The 21,597-nt window shown below is 64.9% G+C and carries 20 protein-coding genes and 1 pseudogene; 12 read left to right on the top strand and 9 right to left on the bottom strand.

Annotated elements, in window-relative coordinates; all coding sequences use genetic code 11:
• Positions 1-5 precede the first annotated feature (5 nt).
• Together ABIB78_RS12215 and ABIB78_RS12210 are read left to right on the top strand one after the other, a co-directional pair.
• Positions 6-511 (top strand): annotated as a pseudogene (locus tag ABIB78_RS12215) (MFS transporter); the annotation flags it as partial.
• A 319-nt stretch (positions 512-830) separates the two neighbouring features.
• Entirely contained in the window at positions 831-2,045 is a 1,215-nt protein-coding gene (locus ABIB78_RS12210; RefSeq protein ID WP_429025323.1) for an EAL domain-containing response regulator, read from the top strand.
• Between the two features lie 14 nt (positions 2,046-2,059).
• On the opposite strand, the gene ABIB78_RS12205 is transcribed toward ABIB78_RS12210, so the two are convergent.
• Positions 2,060-2,962 carry an HpcH/HpaI aldolase/citrate lyase family protein gene (locus tag ABIB78_RS12205; RefSeq protein ID WP_429024559.1) on the bottom strand — a complete coding sequence of 301 codons (903 nt, stop codon included), beginning with the start codon at positions 2,960-2,962 and terminating at the stop codon, positions 2,060-2,062.
• Between the two features lie 7 nt (positions 2,963-2,969).
• Entirely contained in the window at positions 2,970-3,449 is a 480-nt protein-coding gene (locus tag ABIB78_RS12200) for a hypothetical protein (RefSeq protein ID WP_429024557.1), read from the bottom strand.
• Between the two features lie 205 nt (positions 3,450-3,654).
• Here ABIB78_RS12200 and ABIB78_RS12195 point away from each other — a divergent pair, with 205 nt between their 5' ends.
• Entirely contained in the window at positions 3,655-3,954 is a 300-nt protein-coding gene (locus tag ABIB78_RS12195) for a hypothetical protein (RefSeq protein ID WP_429024555.1), read from the top strand.
• 16 nt (positions 3,955-3,970) lie between these two features.
• Here ABIB78_RS12195 and ABIB78_RS12190 read toward each other — a convergent pair whose 3' ends face one another.
• Together ABIB78_RS12190 and ABIB78_RS12185 are read right to left on the bottom strand one after the other, a co-directional pair.
• Positions 3,971-5,167 carry a hypothetical protein gene (locus tag ABIB78_RS12190; RefSeq protein WP_429024554.1) on the bottom strand — a complete coding sequence of 399 codons (1,197 nt, stop codon included), beginning with the start codon at positions 5,165-5,167 and terminating at the stop codon, positions 3,971-3,973.
• A 97-nt stretch (positions 5,168-5,264) separates the two neighbouring features.
• Positions 5,265-5,894 carry an NUDIX hydrolase gene (locus ABIB78_RS12185; RefSeq protein ID WP_429024552.1) on the bottom strand — a complete coding sequence of 210 codons (630 nt, stop codon included), beginning with the start codon at positions 5,892-5,894 and terminating at the stop codon, positions 5,265-5,267.
• Between the two features lie 92 nt (positions 5,895-5,986).
• Between ABIB78_RS12185 and ABIB78_RS12180 the strand changes: the two genes are divergently transcribed.
• The 3 genes from ABIB78_RS12180 to ABIB78_RS12170 all read left to right on the top strand — a co-directional run bounded on the left by ABIB78_RS12180 (position 5,987) and on the right by ABIB78_RS12170 (position 7,887).
• On the top strand, positions 5,987-6,409 hold the full coding sequence (locus ABIB78_RS12180) for a PaaI family thioesterase (RefSeq protein WP_429024550.1): 423 nt from the start codon (positions 5,987-5,989) through the stop codon (positions 6,407-6,409).
• A gap of 147 nt (positions 6,410-6,556) precedes the next feature.
• Positions 6,557-7,567 carry an aldo/keto reductase gene (locus tag ABIB78_RS12175; RefSeq protein ID WP_429024548.1) on the top strand — a complete coding sequence of 337 codons (1,011 nt, stop codon included), beginning with the start codon at positions 6,557-6,559 and terminating at the stop codon, positions 7,565-7,567.
• Positions 7,568-7,686: 119 nt separating this feature from the next.
• Positions 7,687-7,887, top strand: coding sequence for a hypothetical protein (locus ABIB78_RS12170; protein WP_429024546.1), 201 nt, complete (start codon positions 7,687-7,689; stop codon positions 7,885-7,887).
• A 114-nt stretch (positions 7,888-8,001) separates the two neighbouring features.
• Here ABIB78_RS12170 and katG read toward each other — a convergent pair whose 3' ends face one another.
• A complete protein-coding gene (katG, locus tag ABIB78_RS12165; protein WP_429024544.1) occupies positions 8,002-10,176 on the bottom strand; it encodes a catalase/peroxidase HPI in 2,175 nt (724 codons plus the stop codon).
• A 118-nt stretch (positions 10,177-10,294) separates the two neighbouring features.
• Between katG and ABIB78_RS12160 the strand changes: the two genes are divergently transcribed.
• Positions 10,295-11,254: a LysR substrate-binding domain-containing protein gene (locus tag ABIB78_RS12160; protein ID WP_429024543.1), complete on the top strand. Its 960-nt coding sequence runs from the start codon at positions 10,295-10,297 to the stop codon at positions 11,252-11,254.
• A 455-nt stretch (positions 11,255-11,709) separates the two neighbouring features.
• On the opposite strand, the gene galU is transcribed toward ABIB78_RS12160, so the two are convergent.
• Together galU and ABIB78_RS12150 are read right to left on the bottom strand one after the other, a co-directional pair.
• Complete coding sequence (gene galU / locus ABIB78_RS12155; protein ID WP_429024542.1) at positions 11,710-12,585, bottom strand: UTP--glucose-1-phosphate uridylyltransferase GalU; 876 nt, start codon at positions 12,583-12,585, stop codon at positions 11,710-11,712.
• A 208-nt stretch (positions 12,586-12,793) separates the two neighbouring features.
• The gene (locus ABIB78_RS12150) at positions 12,794-14,083 is read right to left on the bottom strand and encodes an NADH:flavin oxidoreductase/NADH oxidase family protein (RefSeq protein ID WP_429024540.1); all 1,290 of its coding nucleotides are present in this window, start codon (positions 14,081-14,083) and stop codon (positions 12,794-12,796) included.
• Here ABIB78_RS12150 and ABIB78_RS12145 point away from each other — a divergent pair.
• The 3 genes from ABIB78_RS12145 (at position 14,082) to ABIB78_RS12135 (ending at position 18,128) form a co-directional block, all read left to right on the top strand.
• Positions 14,082-14,594 (top strand): MerR family transcriptional regulator, encoded by a 513-nt coding sequence (locus ABIB78_RS12145; protein ID WP_429024538.1) that lies wholly within the window; start codon positions 14,082-14,084, stop codon positions 14,592-14,594. The genes ABIB78_RS12150 and ABIB78_RS12145 overlap by 2 nt on opposite strands.
• 134 nt (positions 14,595-14,728) lie before the next feature.
• The gene (locus ABIB78_RS12140) at positions 14,729-16,111 is read left to right on the top strand and encodes a lytic murein transglycosylase (protein ID WP_429024536.1); all 1,383 of its coding nucleotides are present in this window, start codon (positions 14,729-14,731) and stop codon (positions 16,109-16,111) included.
• A 286-nt stretch (positions 16,112-16,397) separates the two neighbouring features.
• Positions 16,398-18,128 carry a DUF459 domain-containing protein gene (locus tag ABIB78_RS12135; protein WP_429024534.1) on the top strand — a complete coding sequence of 577 codons (1,731 nt, stop codon included), beginning with the start codon at positions 16,398-16,400 and terminating at the stop codon, positions 18,126-18,128.
• Positions 18,129-18,209: 81 nt separating this feature from the next.
• Here ABIB78_RS12135 and ABIB78_RS12130 read toward each other — a convergent pair whose 3' ends face one another.
• Both ABIB78_RS12130 and ABIB78_RS12125 read right to left on the bottom strand, forming a co-directional pair.
• Entirely contained in the window at positions 18,210-18,587 is a 378-nt protein-coding gene (locus ABIB78_RS12130) for a CsbD family protein (RefSeq protein WP_429024532.1), read from the bottom strand.
• A 59-nt stretch (positions 18,588-18,646) separates the two neighbouring features.
• The gene (locus ABIB78_RS12125; protein ID WP_429024530.1) at positions 18,647-19,381 is read right to left on the bottom strand and encodes an SDR family NAD(P)-dependent oxidoreductase; all 735 of its coding nucleotides are present in this window, start codon (positions 19,379-19,381) and stop codon (positions 18,647-18,649) included.
• A 178-nt stretch (positions 19,382-19,559) separates the two neighbouring features.
• On the opposite strand from ABIB78_RS12125, the gene ABIB78_RS12120 reads away from it, so the two are divergent.
• Together ABIB78_RS12120 and ABIB78_RS12115 are read left to right on the top strand one after the other, a co-directional pair.
• On the top strand, positions 19,560-20,339 hold the full coding sequence (locus tag ABIB78_RS12120; RefSeq protein WP_429024528.1) for an SDR family NAD(P)-dependent oxidoreductase: 780 nt from the start codon (positions 19,560-19,562) through the stop codon (positions 20,337-20,339).
• 127 nt (positions 20,340-20,466) lie between these two features.
• Entirely contained in the window at positions 20,467-21,354 is an 888-nt protein-coding gene (locus ABIB78_RS12115; RefSeq protein WP_429024526.1) for a TauD/TfdA dioxygenase family protein, read from the top strand.
• The last annotated feature ends 243 nt before the right edge of the window (positions 21,355-21,597 follow it).

Below are 21,597 nucleotides of genomic sequence, written 5' to 3'. Positions count from 1 at the left end.
TCCGCGTGATGGTGCCGGTTGCGACGCTGCTCGGACGCAAGGCCGACGTCTGGGGCCGCAAACCGATCTTCGCTATGGCGCTCGCCATATCGGCTATTCGCGGCGCGCTCTATCCGTTGTCGGACAATCCAGATTGGCCGGTGTCGGTGCAACTGCTCGACGGCATCGGCGCCGGGACTTTCGGCGCGCCGTTTCCACTCGTGGTTGCCGATCTCACGCACGGTACCGGGCATTTCAATATCAGCCAAGGCACGATCGCCACTGCAACCGGCCGCGGCGGCGCGCTGAGCACGGCCGTACTGGATTCATTATAGTCCACGCCGGTTATAGCGCCGCATTTCTGTTCCTTGCAGCCGTCGCTTGTGCGGGGCTGATCGGCTACTGCGCGTTGATCCCGGAGACGTTGCGATCGGCAGCGGCCACATCACGCACGACTGCATTGGCACGCAGCACGGATGACCTGACGATCGCCGTCGTTGCTCGGCGACGACTCAACGGATCACTCGCGTGATGCGACCTGATGTCCGACAATGGCGCAAATCCACGCCTGCATCGACGCGCCAACACAGTCATTAACGTCGTCTCTCGATGAAACACGCGCGGTGTTTTCTGCCGAGGTCCAAAGTCGGACGCGATCGCACTCATGAACATCAGATGACGCATTTGTTGCACGCGTGACAGCGGCGAGACGCTGCGATTCCAGCGTCATTTGATTCGAATTGAGTCCTTTAAGGTTAGCGAAGCAATCAATGTATGATCCAGAAATTTCCATGATTGCCGCCGCTCTAGGATGTACGAGTCAAGCCGGGGTAACTACGGATAAGGCGGGCATGAATCACATCAGTCACATAGAACGCACGCGGACCGGCTGGTTCGGACATCGCAAGCTGACCCCACGCGCATGCATTGCGGACAGCAAAAAGCACCTTCGGACCTTCCTCGCAGAGGCGCTGGAAGACCTCGGCTTCATCACCAGTGAATGCAGCCAGGCTTTGGAACTCGACACCGTCCTCGACGCGGAACGGCCCGATCTTCTGGTGCTCGGCGTGTCCGTAGACGGCATCGAAGTCAGTAAAATTCTCGAGACTTTGGTGAGAAAGGACTATGGCGGCAAGGTCCTCGTCATCGGGCAGTCGGACTCCATCATCGTAAAGGCGGTCCGGCAAATTGGCGATGAATACGGCATCCCCATGCTGCCCGCGCTGTCGACGCCGTTCAGCGCCGGAACCCTTCGCGACAGCCTTGCGTCACTGTTGCCGCTCGAACCCGCGCCGAGCCCCGCGGTGGACGTGCCCGAAGCGCTGAAGGCCGGCTGGCTGGAGCTGTGGTATCAGCAGAAAATTCATCTCCGAACACTGGTTCCGAGCGGTGCCGAGGCGCTGATCCGGATGCGCCATCCCGCGTGGGGTGTCGTGCCGCCTGCCTACTTCATCCCGGACGAGGACGACCCGCATTTTCATGCCCTGTCCGAGTTCGTGATCGAGCGCGCGATCGAGGACTGGCGCTATCTGCTCGAGCAGATCGGACCGGTCAATCTCTCGATCAACCTGCCGATTTCCTTCCTCGCCGACGACGATGCGGTGCGCGAGCTCTGTTATCGGATTCCGGATCATGCTGCATTCGGCGGCCTGCTGATCGAGATCGACAGCACCGAGGTGGTCGATAACCTGGACTTGGCGATCGATGTCGCCAGGCGCGTTCGCCTGCACAACATCGGGATCTCGATCGACAATGTCGGCGCGAACTGGCCATCCTTGCTGGGACTGCCGAACTTTCCGTTCGTCCAGCTCAAGGTCGACCATCAATACGTCACCGGCTGCGCAGATCAACGCCTGAAGCAGACGGTATGCCGGCGTGTCGTCGAGCTCGCCCATGACAGCGGCGCGCAGGTCGTAGCCCAGGGGGTCGAGACGCGCGCGGACTTTCTCGCCGCGCACGAAATGGATTTCGATCAGGTCCAGGGCTACCTGTTCGGCAAGCCGATGGGCGTCAAGAAGTTCGCTCGCTCACGCATGCACTTCTCGGAGAAGCAGCCGGCGTCCTGAGGCCCGGCCTCTCGTCAGGCTCGACCGTCGCGATCGATCGCGCGCAGCGCCTCGCCGCGCGCGATCAGGCGTTTTGCGTTGGAATAGGTCGGGACTTCCAGCAGCGAGCCGTCAAGTTCGACGCGCCCGAAGCCCTGCGTTCGCGCCGCTTCGAACGCCGCAACGATCCTGCCCGCCTGGCGCAAATCATCCTCGCCCGGCGTGAGGACACTGTTGACGATGGCGGCATGCGCAGGATCGACCAGGCTCTTTGCGCCGTAACCGAGCCGCCGAGCCCAGATCGTGTCGCGTTCAACGCCTCCGGCGTCGCTCCAGGTGTAGGGACAATCGACCGCCACGACGTTGGCAGCGCGACATTCGACGATGAAGCGCTGGCGCGCATAAGCGAGCTCCAGGCCATCGCTGCCGCGCTCGGCACCAAGATCGGCGGCAAGGTCTTCGGAGGCCATCAGACAGCCGATCGTGCGCCGGCTCGCTCCAGCGATGGCGCCGGTCTGCACCAGACCGCGTGCGAACTCGATATTCGGCAGCAGCGACGTGGAACCCGAGGCGATGCCGTAGTCGCGCTCGAATCGCGTCACCGCCTCGTCGAGCCTGACGACATGGTGCGGCTCGGCGACTTTCGGCAGCGCGACGATATCCGGACGTCCCCGCATCACGGCGGCGAGATCATCCATGCCGTCCTGATCCAGCGGATTGACCCGCACCGCGACCACCACGCCGTGGTCGCGCCATGCCGCATAGAGCTCGGCCGCCAGCGCCCGGGCCTTCGGACGCAGCGGCGGCGGGGTGAAGTCCTCGAGCTCGTGGATCAGCACGTCGGCGCCGCTGGCGGCTGCGCCTTGCAGGACCGCCTCGTTGGCGCCTTCGAGAAACAGCCAGGAGCGGCACAGCGCGGCCGGGCGCAGCTTGCGCATCACGTCGTCACTGGAACGTCATGTCGAGGCATTTGGAGATATCGGAGCCGAGGCCGGACGAGATGGTGATGCAGCCGCGGATCTTCTGGGTGTTGGTGTCGCTCGCCCAGATCGCATAGCCGCCCGGACCGAAGAACGAGTTGGTGTTCGGCGGCTCGGTCTCGGTGGCGTCGAACGTGTAATTGCCGTCGGTCTCGAAGATGCGCGGTTTCTTGGTGCAGCCGCCGTCGGCCTGGACGTTGATGACCTCCTTGTTGTCCCGCGTCAGCGCAAGCGAGACCTGGCAGCGGAAATATTCCGAGGTCTTGGCATTGAACAGATAGGCGTAGGACTTGCACGTCGACGTGTTGAGCTTGCCGGCGGAGAGGCCGCGGCTGCAGGAGATCCGCTGGTTGTTGGAGAGCTTGAATTCGTCCGCCCGCGCGACTGACGCCAGCGTCATGAACGACAGAGCGACACCGATAGCGATCTTCATGACGTGGTTCATCCTGATCATCCCAAGGTAGTGTTTCTGGCAATCGAAGCGTTTGTAAACGGTAACGTGAAGATAGTCGTCAAGCTTGACGCGGGAAATCACAAAGTCGCTGATCTGCGCGAGCGGCCGCGCCGATTGTCGTATTGACGCGCGAATGCCGTTCGTGATTTGTTCAAAGCCGTGGGGACGACGCCGTTTTTTCGGCCGGAGGTGGATCATGACGCATTTTTTGACCAAGACCTTTTTTGCAACCGCGGCGTTTGCCGCACTGACCACATGCGCATTCGCGCAACAGGCTGCGCCTTGGGAGCTGAAGCCCGACATGGGCTACGCCTATGACAAGGACGGCAAGACATGGGCCTACAAGATGGGGACCAACAATGCCGGCACGCTGCTGAAGGGCGCCAAGAAAGTGCCGAAGGGGACACTGTTCTTCGTCGGCCACAATGGCCAGCTCTACATGCGCTCCGGACCCTATCTCGAGGGCGACGGCAAGTTCATGTTCGGCTCGAACTGACGGTTTTCGGCAGACCTCAGAACGCCGCGGCCAATTCCCGGGCGCCAGGCTTGTTGCTGTTGAAATCCATCCGCTCATTGGTGATGGCAAGCAGCCTGGCCACGGTGTTGTGGCGGATCGCGACCGGGTTGCGCTCGTAGCCCGAGCGCTGGAAGAAGTTCGAGGTCGGCACCTGCTCGCGCATCGCCTGCGGCATGGTCACCATGTCGAGCCCAGTGCCGTCGCCGGTCAGGTTCATCATCTCGAGCTCGGCCGCGGTCAGCGGCCTTGTGTAGCCCTTGTTGTGCGCGAAGATCACCGAGGTCAACAGCTTGTGGGTCTGCAGCATCGGGCCGACATCGATGTCGAGCACCATGGCGTGACACGCCCAGCCCTGCGGCGTGTCGGCGAGACGTTGATGCGCCGACCAGTCATCGGGCACGGTCAGCGTGAACGCGACCATCTTCTTCAGCACCGCGAGCTTGTGCTCCATCGCCTTGCGCGCCGGCCCCTGCGTCGCCGCAACCCGCGCGGTCAGATCCCGCACGAATTCATGGCCCTGCTCGGCCAGCAGCTCGACGGTATTGGTGGTGAGCAGCTGGTTGTAGCCCATCGCGGTGGAAATCGCGCGCTTGCCGCCATGCTCGATGCCCGCCTGCACGTCGTAATTGCCGGTGCCACCGGTCTCGAATGAATAGACCCGCACCGCCTGCTCCGGCGTCAGCCCCGCGGCGCGCGCGTAGCGGGCATAGGCGCGCTTGAACTCCACCTCGCTCGCCGGCCGCTGCGGCGTGAACTGGAATTGTTCGGCCGCCGCCCTGACCAGATCCGAGACCACGGGAATGGTTTTGGGCGGGCGCGGCGGCTTGCCGCCCTCCTCTTCCGGCGCCGGATTGACCGGCCGCTTCGGACCCTCATAGACCGGCGGCTGCTGCAGCACGTAGTCGTCCAGCGAAATCTGCACGCGGTCGCGGCGCTTGGCGTTGCGGCCGCGCCGCTTGTCGGCGATCGCGCTCCAATAGGCGCTGGCATCCTGCTCGAAGGCGTCGCGCGCCTCCTGATATTCCTGCAGCTTGCGGCGATATTCCATGATCGCCTGCGGCGATGCCTGCGCCATCGCATTGGCGACGGACGGCGGCAACGCATCGGCCTCGCCGGCCGATACCGACGGCGCGCTGGCGGCGAGCGCGAGCGCGACAAATCCAGAACACAGGCGAATCAATTGCGGGCGCATGACCTCGTTGTAGCAAGCGCCGCTGCGAAGTCAGCCCGGAATTGTCCGGATCGAAAGCGGCCGGATGCCGCGATCCGGTCCAGAATTTCCGCCATAATCACTTCCATGCGAACACCGGTTGCTCCAGCTCGGCGACCCGGGTACTGCGCCCGGCCAGCACTTCGCGGAACTGATAGATCAGCGCGGCAGTCGGCGCATGAATCTGCTGGCCGCCGAGCCGGAAGCGGATCACATGCCGCGCGCTCTCCGGGATCGTGACGAAGGTGAACGCGTCGTCGGGCTCGATCGCATCGAGGCCGATGCGGTGGACGGACGCGACCTCGTCCGGGTTCGGCGCGATCGCTGCATGCGCACCGGTCCAGACCACGACCGGTGTGATCAGATAGCCCGACCGCGTCGGATAGTCATCGAGCATGCCGAGCACGTCGCGCGGACCAAGCGCAAGCCCGAGCTCTTCGTGCAGTTCACGCAGCGCGGCTTCGGCCGGGGTCTCGCCGGCGTCGCAGCGGCCGCCCGGCAGCGCCCATTGCGCGCTGTGGGCGCGCAGGCGCGCGCTGCGGCGGGTCAGCAGGAAGGCCGCGCCGCTGCCGTCATCGCCTTCGGTGAGCGCAATCGCGACCGCGGCGCGCTTCAGCGTCGGCGCGGCATCGGCCGGCGCCAGGCGCGCGAACGCGGCACAGAGCTCTGCGATATTCCGCCGGGTGGCATCGTCAAATGTGCGGGCCATTGATCTTGACTACAACACAACAGCGATTGATGAAATGTCCCGTACGACATGCCTCCCGTGATCCATCATTTGCAAGCAAGGTATCTCTCCTCATGACGGCCAAGGCCGCGGACAAACTCAAATCCGACGGCTGGAAGATCGCCGAAACCACGGGATTCCTGACGCTGATCGGCCCGTTGTGGGAACGGTTGAAGGACGGCGCGCTCGAACTCGCGCTGATCACCGAGGACAAGCACCACAATCGCCGCGGCCTCGTGCAGGGCGGCGTGATCATGACCTTCGCCGACCGCGCCTGCGGCATGGCGGCGCGCTTCGTCTCGGGCAAGCCGACGCTTGCGACGGTGCAGCTCGACACCCATTTCGTCGAGGCCGGCAAGATCGGCGAGATCCTGACGACGCGGCCGCGCGTGGTGCGCTCGACCCGCAGCCTGATCTTCATCACGGCCGAGGTGACGGTCGACAAGCGCTGCATCGCGATGGCCAATGGCGTGTTCAAGATTTTGAGGAGCGAGTGAGAACGTTGCGGCTTCCGTCATTGCGAGAAGCGATAGCGACGAAGCAATCCATCCTATCTTTGTATGGGACGATGGATTGCTTCGCTTGCGCTCGCAACGACGGAGCATAGGCGCTATGCTGTATACTTCACGCGCAGGACAAACCCGATGCAATATCGCCAGCTCGGCCGCAGCGGCCTGAAGGTTTCGCCGATCTGCCTCGGCACCATGATGTTCGGCGGACCGGCCGACGAGGCGACCTCGTCGCGGATCGCGGCGAAGGCGCGCGATACCGGCGTCAACTTCATCGACAGCGCCGACGCCTACAATGGCGGCAAGTCCGAGGAGGTCGTGGGCCGCGCGATCTCCAACAGCCGGTCGAACTGGGTCCTCGCGACAAAACTCGCCAACCCGATCGGCGACGATCCCAACCATGGCGGGCTGTCGCGGCGCTGGGTTTTCCAGGCCGCCGACGAAAGCCTGAAGCGGCTCGGCACCGACTACATCGACGTCTACTATCTGCACAAGGAAGACCACACGACGCCGCTCGACGAGACGGTGCGGGCGATGGGCGACCTGATCCGCGCCGGCAAGGTGCGCTATTTCGGTGTCTCCAACTACCGCGCCTGGCGCGTCGCCGAGATCTGCAACATCTGCGACCGGCTCGGCATCGACCGTCCGGTCGCGAGTCAGCCCTATTACAATGCGATGAACCGGATGCCGGAGGTCGAGCATTTCCCGGCCTGCGCCTATTATGGCCTCGGTATCGTGCCCTATAGCCCGCTGGCGCGCGGCGTGCTGACCGGCAAATACGCGCCCGATGCAGCGCCGCCCGCCGATACCCGCGCCGGCCGCAACGACAAGCGCATGATGCAGACCGAATGGCGGCCGGAATCGCTGCAGCTTGCGCAGGAGATCAAGCGCCACGCCGAGAGCCGCGGCATCACCGCGGGCCAGTTCGCGGTGTCCTGGGTGCTGAACTCGTCGTTCGTCAGTGCGGTGATTGCGGGCCCGCGCACCGAAGCGCAATGGGACGACTACATCCGCGCGCTCGATTACCGCTTCACCGCCGAGGACGAAGCCCTGATCGACCGCCTCGTCGTCACCGGCCATCCCTCGACGCCGAGATTCAACGATCCCGCCTATCCGATCGAAGGGCGCCGGGCACGGACCGAATAGCGTCGAAGCGTCGGTGCTCGTCTCGGCTGCGCCGAAGTTACGTTTCGTAGCTTCCGAATTGCGCAGGCGTCGTGTCGGCTGCACCATCAGCGCATGGAAATGCTGATGCTGGTGCTGCAATGACGGCATCCAATGTACTGGACTGGATCGTGGCGCTGCTGGTCTGCTGGGCGAGCTTGACCGCAATCTTCGAGCCTTCGCGCCGGGCCTCACAGTGCGATGCTCCCATCGCGACGAGCAGCGCGCCGCAGGTCCCGCTCGCCGCTCCCACGCAGGAGGAGTTCGAGGAGATGATCCGCGACATGAAGCTGCACGATTGAGCGGAATGGCCAGGTGCGGAAGCCTTTCATCCTAAAACTCCCAAAAACTGCATCCCCGAAATGAAACAGGGCGGCGCCGAAGCGCCGCCCTGCCCTGATTGCGGTTGCCGGCGCTTACTTCGCGAGATCGAAGCGATCGGCGTTCATCACCTTGGCCCAGGCCGCGACGAAGTCCTTCACGAACTGCTCCTTGGCGTCCGACGAGCCGTAGACCTCGGCGAACGCGCGCAGCTGCGAGTGCGAGCCGAAGATCAGGTCGACGCGGGTGCCGGTCCACTTCACCGCCTTGGTCTTGCGGTCGCGGCCCTCATAGACGCCCTGGCCGGCATCGCTCCACACCGTGCCCATGTCGAGCAGGTTGAGGAAGAAGTCGTTGGTCAGCGTCCCCGGCTTGCCGGTGAAGACGCCGTGCTTCGACTTCTTGGCGTTGGCGCCGAGCACGCGCAGGCCGCCGACCAGGGCCGTCAATTCCGGTCCGGTCAGCCGCAGAAGCTGCGCACGGTCGACCAACGCCTCCTCGGGCTGCAGGAACTGATGCTTGCCGCCGATATAGTTGCGGAAGCCGTCAACCCGCGGCTCAAGCGGAGCGAACGATTCGACGTCGGTCTGATCCTGCGTCGCGTCGGTGCGGCCCGGCGTGAAGGGGACCTTCACATTGGTGCCGCCGTCCTTGGCCGCCTTCTCGATCGCAGCGGCGCCGCCGAGCACGATCAGGTCGGCCAGCGAGACCTTCTTGCCGCCCGCATGGAACTCCTTCTGGATAGCTTCGAGCTTGCCCAGCACACCCTTGAGCTGCGCCGGCTCGTTGACATCCCAGTCCTTCTGCGGAGCAAGACGGATGCGTGCACCGTTGGCACCGCCGCGCTTGTCGGAACCACGGAACGTGGAGGCCGAGGCCCAGGCGGTCGACACCAGTTCGGAGACCGAGAGACCCGAGGCGAGGATCTTCGCCTTGAGCGCCTCGATATCCTTGTCGTCGATCACGGCGTGATCGAGCGCCGGCACCGGATCCTGCCAGATCAGCCTCTCCTTCGGCACCAGCGGGCCGAGGTAGCGCTGGATCGGACCCATGTCGCGATGCGTGAGCTTGAACCATGCGCGGGCGAAGGCGTCCGCGAACTGATCCGGGTGCTCGTAGAACCGGCGCGAGATCTTCTCATAGGCCGGGTCGTAGCGCAGCGAGAGGTCGGTGGTCAGCATCGTCGGCTTGCGCTTCTTCGACGGGTCGAACGGATCCGGAATGAACGCATCCGCACCCTTAGCCACCCATTGCTGCGCGCCCGCGGGGCTCTTCGTCAGCTCCCATTCGTACTTGAACAGGTTCTCGAAGAAGTAGTTGCTCCACTTGGTCGGGGTTTGGCTCCAGACCACTTCCGGGCCGCCGGTGATTGCATCGGCGCCGACGCCGGTGCCGTGCTTGCTCTTCCAGCCAAGGCCCTGATCCTCGAGCGCGGCGCCTTCCGGCTCCGGCCCGATCAGCGACGGATCGCCCGCGCCGTGGGTCTTGCCGAAGGTATGGCCGCCCGCGATCAGCGCGACGGTCTCCTCGTCGTTCATCGCCATGCGGAAGAACGTCTCGCGGATGTCCTTCGCGGCGGCGACCGGGTCCGGGTTGCCGTTCGGGCCTTCCGGGTTGACGTAGATCAAGCCCATCTGCACCGCGCCGAGCGGCTCGGAGAGCTGACGCTCGCCGCTGTAACGCTCGTCGCCGAGCCAGGTGCCTTCCGGACCCCAGTACAGCTCTTCCGGCTCCCACACGTCGGCGCGGCCGCCGGCGAAGCCGAAGGTCTTGAAGCCCATCGATTCCAGCGCGACGTTGCCGGCAAGGATCATCAAATCGGCCCAGGAGATCTTGCGGCCGTATTTCTGCTTGATCGGCCACAGCAGCCGCCGCGCCTTGTCGAGGTTGGCGTTGTCGGGCCAGCTGTTAAGCGGGGCGAACCGCTGCTGGCCGGCACCGGCGCCGCCGCGGCCATCGGTGATGCGATAGGTGCCCGCCGAGTGCCAGGCCATGCGGATCATCAGGCCGCCGTAGTGACCGTAGTCGGCCGGCCACCATTCCTGCGACTCCTTCATCAGGGCATGCAGGTCCTTGATCACGGCATTGAGATCGAGGGACTTGAATTCCTTGGCGTAGTCGAACCCCTTGCCCATCGGATCGGACAGGCTGGAGTTGTGATGCAGCACCTGAACGTCGAGCGTCTCCGGCCACCAGTCACGATTCGTGTGCCCGCGGGGCCCGCCCGTGAATGGGCATTTGCCCGCGCCTTCGTCGGTTTTTGCGTCCATGTTTCTTCTCCGAGGTGATGGATTCTGGAATGTGCTGGAGCTCTTCCAAGAATGATTCTACGCGCCCCTATCCATCAGGTGAAATTGACTTTAGTGATCGCGACGATAAGATAATCTGATGATAAATGTCACACTCCGGCAACTGAGGTATTTCGATGCGCTGGCGCAGCACGGGCATTTCGGGCGCGCCGCGGATGCCTGCGCGGTGTCGCAGCCGGCGCTGTCGATGCAGATCCGCGAGATGGAACGCGCCGTCGGCGGGGTGCTGATCGAACGCAATGCCCGACAGGTCACCCTGACGACCTTCGGCGAGGACCTGCTGCATCGCGTGCGCGACATCCTGCGCTCGGTCGATGAGCTCGGCGACTTCGCGCGCGCTTCGCGCGACAAGCTCGCCGGACGGCTGCGCGTCGGCATGATCCCGACGATCGCGCCGTATCTGCTGCCGAAGGTGATCGAGACGCTGGCGCGGCTGCATCCCGAGCTCGACATCCATGTCCGCGAGACGTTGACGCCGAAGCTGATCAAGGAGGTCGCCGAGGGCCGGCTCGACACCGCGATCGTGGCGCTGCCGGTGCATGAACCGTCGCTGACCGAGGTCGCGCTGTTTTCGGAGAACTTCCTGCTGGTGCGGCCGGGCGAGGATGCCAAGACGCCGGTGCCGAGCGCCGAGATGCTGCGCGAGATGCGGCTGCTGCTGCTCGAGGAGGGCCACTGCTTCCGCGACCAGGCGCTGTCGTTCTGCAACATGCAATCGTCGTCGCCGCCGCGCGAGGTGCTGGATGCGAGCTCGCTGTCGACATTGGTGCAGATGGTCGGCGCCGGCATCGGCGTCACCTTGATCCCCGAGATGGCGGTGACGGTGGAGACGCGCTCGGCGCCGGTCACGGTCTCGCGCTTCAAGAACCCGCAGCCCTCGCGCACCATCGGCATGGTCTGGCGCAAGACCAGCCCGCTCGCCTCGCAGCTGCAGCAGATTTCCGAAGTGGTCTCGCTCGCCGCCGATGCGCTGCGCGCACCGAAACAGAATGGTGCGAAGGAGCCGGCGAAGCGCGTGGGGCGGCGCAAGGTCGCGTGATCTCGGCTATGTTGCGGAGAGAATGCAGTCCGCATTTGAAGCGGATATCTCACCACATTCACAAGCGTCGTCCCTGCGAAAGCAGGGACCCATACTCCGCGGCGGGTGTTGTGTGAGCGCGACTCGTCGTTCCAACATCGCTCAACATGACCATTTGTGGTTATGGATCCCTGCTTTCGCAGGGACGACACTGAGTTTGTTGCATGGCCTGTGAGTCATACGTCCGCATCCTCGCGACATGATTTGCCCGAGCTTTGGATTTCGTTCCGCCCTCTCACTCCGCAGAGGGCGCAGGGAAAGCCGGGTGCCGATCGCACCCATGGGCCCCGAGCAAAGGGTAGAAAGCTCGGGGGTAGGACCACAGGTGTAACCGGAGCAATCCGGCTTTCCATGCGATGGGACGACTCGGCGACGTGAGAGCGGAATGACGCAAAGAGCGCGGAGCGCCCCTCGCCTCACTTCTCCAGATACTTCTTCATCTCGGCGATCAGGCCGTCGCGCAGCTCGGGGCGCTTGAGGCCGAAGGCGATGTTGGCACGGAGGAAACCGGGCTTCGAGCCGCAATCGTGGCGCTCGCCTTCGAACTCGACACCGTAGAACTTCTGCGTCTTGGCAAGACCGATCATCGCGTCGGTGAGCTGGATCTCGCCGCCGGCGCCGCGCTCCTGCGTGGCCAGGATGTTGAAGATCTCCGGCTGCAGGATGTAGCGGCCGGTGATCGATAGATTCGACGGCGCGGTGCCCTTCGGCGGCTTCTCGACCATGCCGTCGACCTCGAAGATGTTGCCGGTGCGTTTTCCTACGCCGCAGATGCCGTATTGGTGGGTGAGCTCGTCGGGCACGGCCTCGACCGCGATCACATTCGACTTCCCGCCGAGCTTGTTTGCGGCATCGATCATCTGCTTCAGGCAGCCCGGCGTGTTCAGCACCAGCTCGTCGGGCAGCACCACCGCGAACGGCTCGTTGCCGACGATCTCGCGCGCGCACCACACCGCGTGGCCGAGCCCGAGCGGCGCCTGCTGCCGGGTGAAGCTCATCGCGCCGGCCTCAGGCTGGTTCTGCGCCAGGATATCCTGCTCGGTCTTCTTGCCGCGCTGCGCGAGCGTGGTGTCGAGTTCGAACATGCGGTCGAAATGATCTTCGATGACGCCCTTGTTGCGGCCGGTGACGAACACGAAGTGCTCGATGCCGGCTTCCCGGGCCTCGTCGACCACGTACTGGATCAGGGGCTTGTCGACGATCGTCAACATCTCTTTCGGCATCGCCTTGGTGGCGGGCAGCACACGGGTACCGAGACCGGCGACGGGAAATACGGCTTTGCGGATCTTCATGGGATTATCGGAAGCCTTGCAACGGGTGGGACGGCGGCGCGAAACTCTTTAGCTTGACGCGTTTTCTTCACGCGAACCGGAATCCACTTCGCTCGAAAACGCTATCATCGCATCTTGGTAACCGTTTTGCAGCCGAGAACAAAGGCGGATGTGTGATGCGCACCAATCCGTCTTCTCCACCCATGCGCTTTCGACCTGAGCGTTCCGCCTAGCGCGGCATCCCGACCGCGCGCGACGGGACCGACGCGCCGCCGGATGCAGCGGTCGCGGCAGCAGATGACGCGATCCAGCGGCGATACCTGCGGGTGAGCGACGCCGTCCGCAGCTGGGCGAGGACCAACGCCTTCAATGGCCAAACGTTCGGATTGGCCGTGCGGCCCCGGCTCAACCGCCGCAACTGGAATTTCACGACCGCCATTGCGGCAAGCGAGGCCAGCGGCTTGCTCTTCCAGCTGATCGGCGCGACTTCTGGCCGCAGATCCTCGCCGTTGCGCCAGGCATTCGGCAAATCCGGCCTGATGGCGAGCACGGTGCCGATACCTGCGATGGCGACGCCGCTGTCGAGCACCTGTTGCACGACGCCGATGCGGCGAATGCCGCCGGTGACCATGACCGGCATTCTTGCGACCGCGGCGATATCGCGCGCGAAGTCGAGGAAATAGGCCTCGCGCGCCAGCGTGCGGCCGTCGCGCGCAACGCCTTGCATCGCCGGCGCTTCGTAACTGCCGCCCGACAGTTCGACCAGATCGACGGGCAATTCATTCAGCATTTCGACGACGGTCTTCGCATCGGCTGCCTCGAAGCCGCCGCGCTGGAAATCGGCCGAGTTCAATTTGACCGCAACGGAGAAGCCCGGCGACACCGCTGCGCGGACAGCCTTGACGGTTTCGATCAGGAGACGCGCCCTGTTTTGCAGCGAGCCGCCCCAACCATCGGTGCGCCGGTTGGTCAGTGGCGACAGGAACTGGCTGAGCAGATAGCCGTGTGCCGCATGGATCTGCACGCCGGAGAAGCCGGCCCGCTGCGCGAGCCGCGCCGCGCTGACGAAGCGCGCGATCACTTCGCTGATGTCCTGCTCGGTCATCGCCCTGGGCAACGCAAACAGGTTCGAATGCTTGCCGAGGTCGAGCGGCACCGCCGACGGCGCCAAGGTTTGCTGGCCCAGATTTTTCATCATCTGCCGACCCGGATGATTGAGCTGCATCCAGATTTGCGCACCCTTCGCGCGACCGATCCGCGCCCAGTCTCGAAACGGCTCAAGCTCGGTGGTGTCCTCCAGCACGACGCCGCCCGGACCGGTCATGGCGCGGCGATCGATCATGACATTGCCGGTGATGATGAGGCCGGCGCCACCGTCGGCCCAGGCCTGATAGAGGCGCAGCAGTTCAGCCGAGGGGAAATGCCCGGCATCGGCCATGTTCTCCTCCATCGCCGCCTTGGCGATGCGGTTGGGAACGGCGCTTCCGTTGGGCAGAGTGAGGGCATCGAACGGCGACATGAGCCAGGTTTCCTTATCGAGTTCCTTGTTGATCTGCGCGCAGCCTAACCTTAAAGTGAACTTCAAGGTCAAGGAGGAAGGGAGCATCGCAGTGAAGATCGGGGAACTGGCCCGGGAATCCGGCCTCGCGCCGTCGCGCATCCGCTTCTATGAGCGACAGGGCCTGATTGGGGCGATCGACCGCGGTTTGAACGGCTACCGGCAGTATTCGCGCGGGACCCGACAGACTCTCGAGATCATCGTGATGGCCCAGCAGGCCGGCTTCTCGCTCGACGAAATCCGGAACCTGCTGCCGCCGCACGGCAAGGGAGACTGGAGCCGCGACACGCTGGTGGTCGCGCTCAAGACCAAGGTGGTCGAGGTCGAAGCCCTGCGGCGTCGATTGACTGAAACCCAGGCCGGGCTGGAGGCCGTGATCGCCCGGATTGAAGCCAGCCCGCCGGGCGGCGGCTGCTTTGAGAACGCCGAAGCTGTTTTGGCCGGTCTCAGGGACCAGTCCAAAGCGGGTTGATGCCCGCCGGACGATTTGTCCCGGCAAAAACCGTCGCGTGATTTCGCCACGCCCAAAATGCCGCCCTTTGTTAAGCTATTGGAAACCGTGACGAGGCCTTCTGAGGCGGCACGATTTTGACAGGCACACGACATATGCGCGCGACGGGAACATCAAGGACCAGACTATTCAACGCGAGCCTGATCGCGCTGGCCCTGCTGCTGCCCGGCAGTACGCAGGCCCAATCGGCCGGCAACGGCCTGACCAACCTGATCGACAGCATCTTTTCCGGACCAAACGCCGCGACGCCGCCGCAGGCTGCGACCGGACAGGACGGCGCCGCGCCGCCCTGGAGCGGGGAAGATGGCGCCTCCGGCCATCCGCTGATGACCGCTGGCGCGATCCGCCAGGCCGCATCCGACTTCCCGAACTGCGTCGCGGCGATGTGGCCCGATGCCGCGCGGCGCAACATCACTCAGCAAAACTTCGAGCGCTTCACCGCGGGGCTGCAGCCCGATCTGCGCATCATGGACCTGCTGGATTCGCAGCCGGAATTCACCAAGGCGATCTGGGACTATCTCGATATTCTCGTGAGCGATGCGCGGCTGGCCAAGGGCCGCGAGATCCTCGCCAAATACAAGCCGCAGTTCGACGCGACCGAGAAGGCCTATGGCGTCGATCGCTATATCATCGCGGCGATCTGGGGCATCGAGTCGAACTACTCGACCCAGATGGGCGATCGCAGCGTGATGCAGTCGACCGCGACGCTCGCCTGCATCGGCCGCCGCCAGGCCTATTTCAAGGACGAGTTCCTGTCGGCGCTGGAAATCCTCAACCGCGGCGATTTGCGACCCGAACAGATGCGCGGCTCCTGGGCCGGCGCATTCGGCCCGACCCAGTTCATGCCGACCGCGTTCAAGCGCTACGCCGTCGACGGCGATGGCGATGGCCGCCGCGACGTCGTCGACGATCCGAGCGACCTGATCGCCTCGACCGCCAATAATCTGAAGAAGGACGGCTGGCAGACCGGCGCGAGCTGGGGCTACGAGGTCGCGCTGCCGCAAGGCCTCAATTACATGCTGGCCGACCGCGCCAAGGCGATGCCGCTGTCGCAATGGGAGCAGCTCGGCGTCAAGCGGCCCAACGGCCAGCCGTTCCCGCGGCGATCCGACAAGGCCTATTTGCTGGCGCCGGCCGGCGCCGAGGGGCCGGGCTTCCTGATGCTGCAGAACTTCCGGGTGATCATGAAGTACAACCCGGCCGAGGCTTATGCGCTGGCGATCGGCCATTTCGCCGATCGGCTGCGCGGCGGCCAGCCCTTCGTGCAACCCTGGCCGCGCCAGGAACGGGTGCTGTCACGCGCCGAGCGGCTGGAACTGCAACAGCTGCTCGCCCAGCGCGGCTTCTACAAGGGCACCCCCGACGGTCAGTTCGGCGGCCAGACCCGCGAGGCGCTGCGCGGCTTCCAGGTGTCGATCGGCGCCCCCGCCGACGGGTTTGCCACCGCCGAGGTGCTGGAGCGGCTGCGGGGACGGTAGGTAGCGGTTTAGCCAAAGCGGTTCGGTCGGTCTCCTGGCGAGGTTCCGTCATGCCCGGGCTTGTCCCGGGCATCCACGTCTTCAGGGCCGCCCGGAAGCAAGATGTAGATGGCCGGGACAAGCCCGGCCATGACAGCTTCCGTCCAAAACTAACCGTGAAATCCGATATTTGGCCGGCGCCTTGACGGCGGCCGGACGCACCCGATTTATGGTGGAAAAGCTGCCCGCGTGCGGCCCGATTCCGCTAGTATGCTCACGTACTTCCAGATCATTGCGTCCGAACTCGATGCCGAAGCCGAAGTCCTTCCTGCGCATATTCACCGAAGCCGGCCCGCTGGTCGCGCTGACGGTTGCGCTTGCGCTGTTGATCGGCATTGCCGAGCCCGCCTCGGCGCAGTTCTTCGGCTTCCCCGGCTTCGGTGACGCACCCCAGCGCCGCGCGCCGCCGCGTAGTGGTGGGGGTGGCGGCGGCTGGTTCGGGGGCGATTTCTTCGCGCCGTTCCAGCAACAGCACCCGCAGGCCCAGCCGCAGCAGCGGCCGCGCGAGGATTTCTCGCGCGCCCCACCGCCGGCCAAGCGCGACGCCGCGGCCGAGCGCAACGTGCTTGTGATCGGCGACGCCATGGCCGACTGGCTCGCCTATGGCCTGGAAGATGCCTATTCCGATCAGCCCGAGATGGGCGTGATCCGCAAGCACAAGACGGTCTCCGGCCTGATCCGCTATCAGCCCAAGGGCGACCCGGCGGATTGGGCTGCGGCCGCGAAGGGCATTCTCGCCACCGAGAACCCCGACGCCATCGTCGTGATGCTCGGCCTCAACGACCGCACCTCGATCCGCGAACCCGTCGTGGAGAAGAAGGTCGACAAGAAGGACGAGAAGAAGGACGCGCGCGGCAAGCCGGATGCGAAGCCCGGCGACAAGCCCGATGCAGCTGCCAAGAGCGACGGAAAGACCAGCGACGGAAAGACCGATGGCAAGGCTGAGGCCAAGCCAGCCGATCCCGAGTTGCCAGCCGACGACGCCGACAACGACTCGCAGGCCGCGCCGGAAAAGACCGCGCGCTCGCCCAATGGCCTCTATGACTTCCGCGACGACCGCTGGGTCGAGCTCTACGGCAAGAAGATCGAGGAGTTGATCAACGTGCTCAAGAGCAAGGGTGTGCCGGTGCTGTGGGTCGGCCTGCCCGCGATCCGCGGCCAGAAGGGCACGTCGGACATGCTGTTCCTCGACGCGCTCTACCGCGACGGCGCCGGCAAGGCCGGCATCACCTATGTCGACGTCTGGGACGGCTTTGTCGACGAGGCCGGCCGCTTCATGCAGAAGGGCCCGGACTTCGAAGGCCAGCCGCGCAAGCTGCGCTCCGATGACGGCGTGTTCTTCACCAAGGCCGGCGCGCGCAAGCTCGCGCATTATGTCGAGCGCGAGGTGACGCGCCTGCTTGCGGTGCGCTCGGGCCCGATCGCGCTGCCGAGCGAACCGGCGACGCCTGATACCAGCGCCGAGCCCGGCAAGCCCGCGCCGCGGCCGCTTGCGGGACCGGTGTTGCCGCTGGTCGCCTCGACCGTCGGCACCGATCAATTGCTCGGCGGACCGGGTTCGCGACCCGCCGCGGTCGACGCGCTCGCCGCACGCACGCTGGTGAAGGGGGAAGCCTTGGCGCCGCCGGCCGGCCGCGCCGATGATTTCGTCTGGCCGCGTCGCGAGATGGGCCGTGAGCAGGCCAAGGGCGACGTGCCTGTGGCCGCGACCACGCCGGCCGCACCGACCGGTGGCCCCGCGAATCCGCCGCCCTCGACCACGGCGATCGCGCCTGATGGCTCGATCATCACCGCGCCGAAGCCGCCAAAGCGTGTGTTCCGTCCGGCCCAGACGCAACAACAGCAGCCGCAGACCCAGCCCTGGCTGCGTGACTTCTTCGGCTTCGGCGCGCCGCAGCAGCGCCCGCTGGTCGCCCCGCCGCGGCCGCCGGGCAATGTCGGACAGCGTGCCGCGGTGCCGGGAAATCCCTGGCAGTAGCAATCTCTGTTCGGGGACTCTTCCGACGAAGCGCGTAAGCTCCATCCACGTCCTTGTTGTCGACGGCGGTAGGAGAACGCCTCAACCGTAATAGCGCCAGCGTGACGGCGGCGGGCGGCGCGGCTGGCGCGTCATCAGCAGCGCGAGCGCAAAGCCGATACCGCCGGCGATCAAGAGCGCGCCGAGCGGATTGTCCTGCACCGACCTTGCCATGGCCTTCTGCCCGTCGCGGATGGTTTCGCCGCGATGCTCATAGGCGTCCTTGGCATAGTTGACCGCGGTGTCGGCGGCATCACGCGCGGCATCCTTGGCCTGGCCGTAGAGATCCTGCACCGAGCCGGCGGCTTCGCGCGCGCGGCCCGAAGCCTGCGTCTGCGTATCGCCGGTCGCATCGCCGACTGCACCTTCGGCCTTGCCCGCGAACTCCTTCGCCGTTCCGAAAATCCGATCCTTGTCCATCGTCACGCTCCCTGAATCGTCAGGGAGCCAACCGCCGAACCTCGCGCAAGTTCCTGGAGCTAAAGTATCAGCCCGCCGTCGACAACGATGGTCTGGCCGACGATGTAGGAGGCGAGCGGCGACGCCAGGAACAGCGCGGCGCCGGCCATGTCGGCGGGCGTGCCGAGACGCTTCAGCGGAATGCGCTCGAGCGCGCCTTCGAGACGCTTCGGATTTGCCGTCGTCGCCTTGGTCATCTTGGTGTCGACGAGCCCGGGCGCGATGCCGTTGACGCGGATGCCGTTCTCGGCCCAGGCCTCGCCGAGCGTGCGCGTCAGCCCGACGGCGCCGGTCTTCGAGGCGTTGTAGGCCGGATTGCCCATGGTGGAATGATAGGCCGCGGTCGAGCTCACGATGATCAGCGAGCCTTTGCTCGCGCTCAGCATCGCCTGGAATTTGGTCGCGCAGGCCATCAGGCTCATCAGGTTGACCTCGAGCACCTTGCGGAAGCCTTCCATCTCGAATTCCCCGCGGCGGTAAATCACCGCGCCCTGCGCCAGCACGAGCACATCCAGGCGATCGAACGGCGGCTTGAAGTGCTCGATCGCCTGCGGATTGCTGACGTCGAGCTGCGCGTAGGCAAGGCCCTCGAGATGCGAGCCTTCGTCAGCGGAATAGTCGCTCGCCTGCGCGCGGGTGCCGCATATCGCGACGTGCGCGCCCTTGGCGCGGAAGGCCTGCGCGATACCATTGCCGATGCCGCTGGAGCCGCCGACCACCAATACCTGCTTGCCGCCGAAATCGAGTTCGTTCATCGCGTTCCTCCCTCGTGCTGCTTTCTTGATTGAGCATGATCCTTTTCGAAAAGCCAACCGGGAAACTTGCGTTAACGCGCTGCGCGCGCGCCGATATCGGATCGCTGGTTTGACGACTCTGCGGATCGGTGCCAGCGTTGCCGGTCTCACAACGCAAAAAAATCAACGGAGGTCCATGATGTCCGAATACAAGCAGCTCAGCCGTTCGGTGAAGGGCCTCACCGTTCTCGTCACCGGCGCCGCCAGCGGCATGGGCCGCGCCACCGCGCGCGTGTTCGCCGATGAAGGCGCCAATGTCGCGGTCACCGACCTCACCGAAGAGGGCACGCAGGCGGTGGCGAAGGAGATCGCGGCAAGCGGCGGTTCGGCAAAGGCCTGGACGCTCGACGTCGCCGATCGCGACGCCATCAGCAAGGTCGTCAACGATGTCGCCGCGCATTTCGGCGGGCTCGACATCATCGTCAACAATGCCGGCATCTCTGTGCGCGTGCCGATCGACGATCCTGCTTACGAGGACGCCTGGGCCAAGGGCATCGCGGTGATGCTGACGGCGCATCCGCGCATCATCCGCGCCGCACTGCCATACCTGCGCAAGTCGCGATCGCCGCGCATCGTCAACATCGCCTCGACCGAAGCGCTGGGCGCGACCGGGCTGCACAGCCCCTACTCCGCGGCGAAAGGCGGCGTCACCAGCCTGACCCGCTCGCTCGCGGTGGAACTGGGGCGCGAGGGCATCACCGTGAACTGCATCTGCCCGGGCCCGATCCGCACCGCGATCACCGACCGCATCTCCGAGGAGCACAAGACGATCTACGCCAAGCGCCGCACCGCGCTGGCGCGTTACGGCGATCCGGAGGAGGTCGCGCACATGACGCTGAGCCTGTGCCTGCCCGCCGCATCCTTCCTGACCGGCGCCGTGATTCCCGTCGACGGCGGGTTGATGGCACGGAATGCCTGACCCGCGCATGGCCCACTCTTTGCCGCGAAGCGTTGACAGCGCGCGCGTCGGGAGTAGCCTTTGCTCAAACTAAGCGGGCTGCAAACGAAGCGGGACAACAGCCCGCAGAGCACGGGGAGATACGCCAATGACGGTCCTGATCCGGCAGCTTCACAAGCATTTCGTCGGCGAGGTCTCCGGCGTCGATCTGCGCAAGCCGCTGACGAAGCAGGAAGCGATCGACATCGAGGCCGGCATGGACAAATACGCCGTGCTCGTCTTCCACGGTCAAGCCATCTCAGACGAACAGCAGATGGCGTTCGCGCTGAACTTCGGCGAGCGCGAGTCCTCACGCGGCGGCACCGTGACGAAGAAGGAAGACTACCGCCTCTCCTCCGGGCTCAACGATGTCTCTAATCTCGGCAAGGACGGCAAGCCGCTGCCGAAGGATCACCGCTCCCATCTGTTCAATCTCGGCAACTGCCTGTGGCATTCCGACAGCTCGTTCCGGCCGATCCCGGCGAAATTCTCGCTGCTGTCGGCGCGTGTGGTCAACCCGAAGGGCGGCAACACCGAGTTCGCCGACATGCGCGCCGCCTATGACGCGCTCGACGACGAGACCAAGGCCGAGATCGAAGACATGATCTGCGAACACTCGCTGATGTATTCGCGCGGCTCGCTCGGCTTCCTCGACTACACCGACGAGGAGAAGGCGATGTTCAAGCCGGTGCTGCAACGCCTGGTGCGCACGCATCCGGTGCACGGCCGCAAGTCGCTGTATCTGTCCTCGCATGCCGGCGCCATCAAGGGCATGAGCATGCCGGAGGCACGGCTGTTGCTGCGCGACCTCACCGAGCACGCCACCCAGCCCGAGTTCGTCTATGTGCACAAATGGACGCTGCATGACCTCGTGATGTGGGACAACCGCCAGACCGTGCACCGCGTGCGCCGCTACGACCAGTCGCAGCCCCGCGACATGCGCCGCGCCACGGTCGCCGGCACTCAGCCGACGGTCGCGCAGGAAGCGGCGGAGTAGGCAAAACTACGGCCGTCGCAGCCAAAACTACAGGTGTCGTACCCAAACCTACAGTTGTCGTCCCGGGCAAGCGAAGCGCGACCCGGGAACCCACAGGGCGTCGTTGTTGCGCGACCTGTGGCCCCAGTTCGCTCTATCCGTACGTCCCGTGGCTGATGGGGTGGACGGCCCCCTACGGCATCAGTTGTGCCAGAATGAGGTTGTTGCAAATCTCAGACAAGGGAGCCGTCCGTGAGAGAGATT

It is taken from the genome of Bradyrhizobium sp. I1.14.4 (assembly GCF_050435825.1).
Taxonomy (GTDB): domain Bacteria; phylum Pseudomonadota; class Alphaproteobacteria; order Rhizobiales; family Xanthobacteraceae; genus Bradyrhizobium.
Note: the sequence above shows the minus strand (reverse complement) of the source record. Positions and strands in the feature narration are given on the sequence as shown.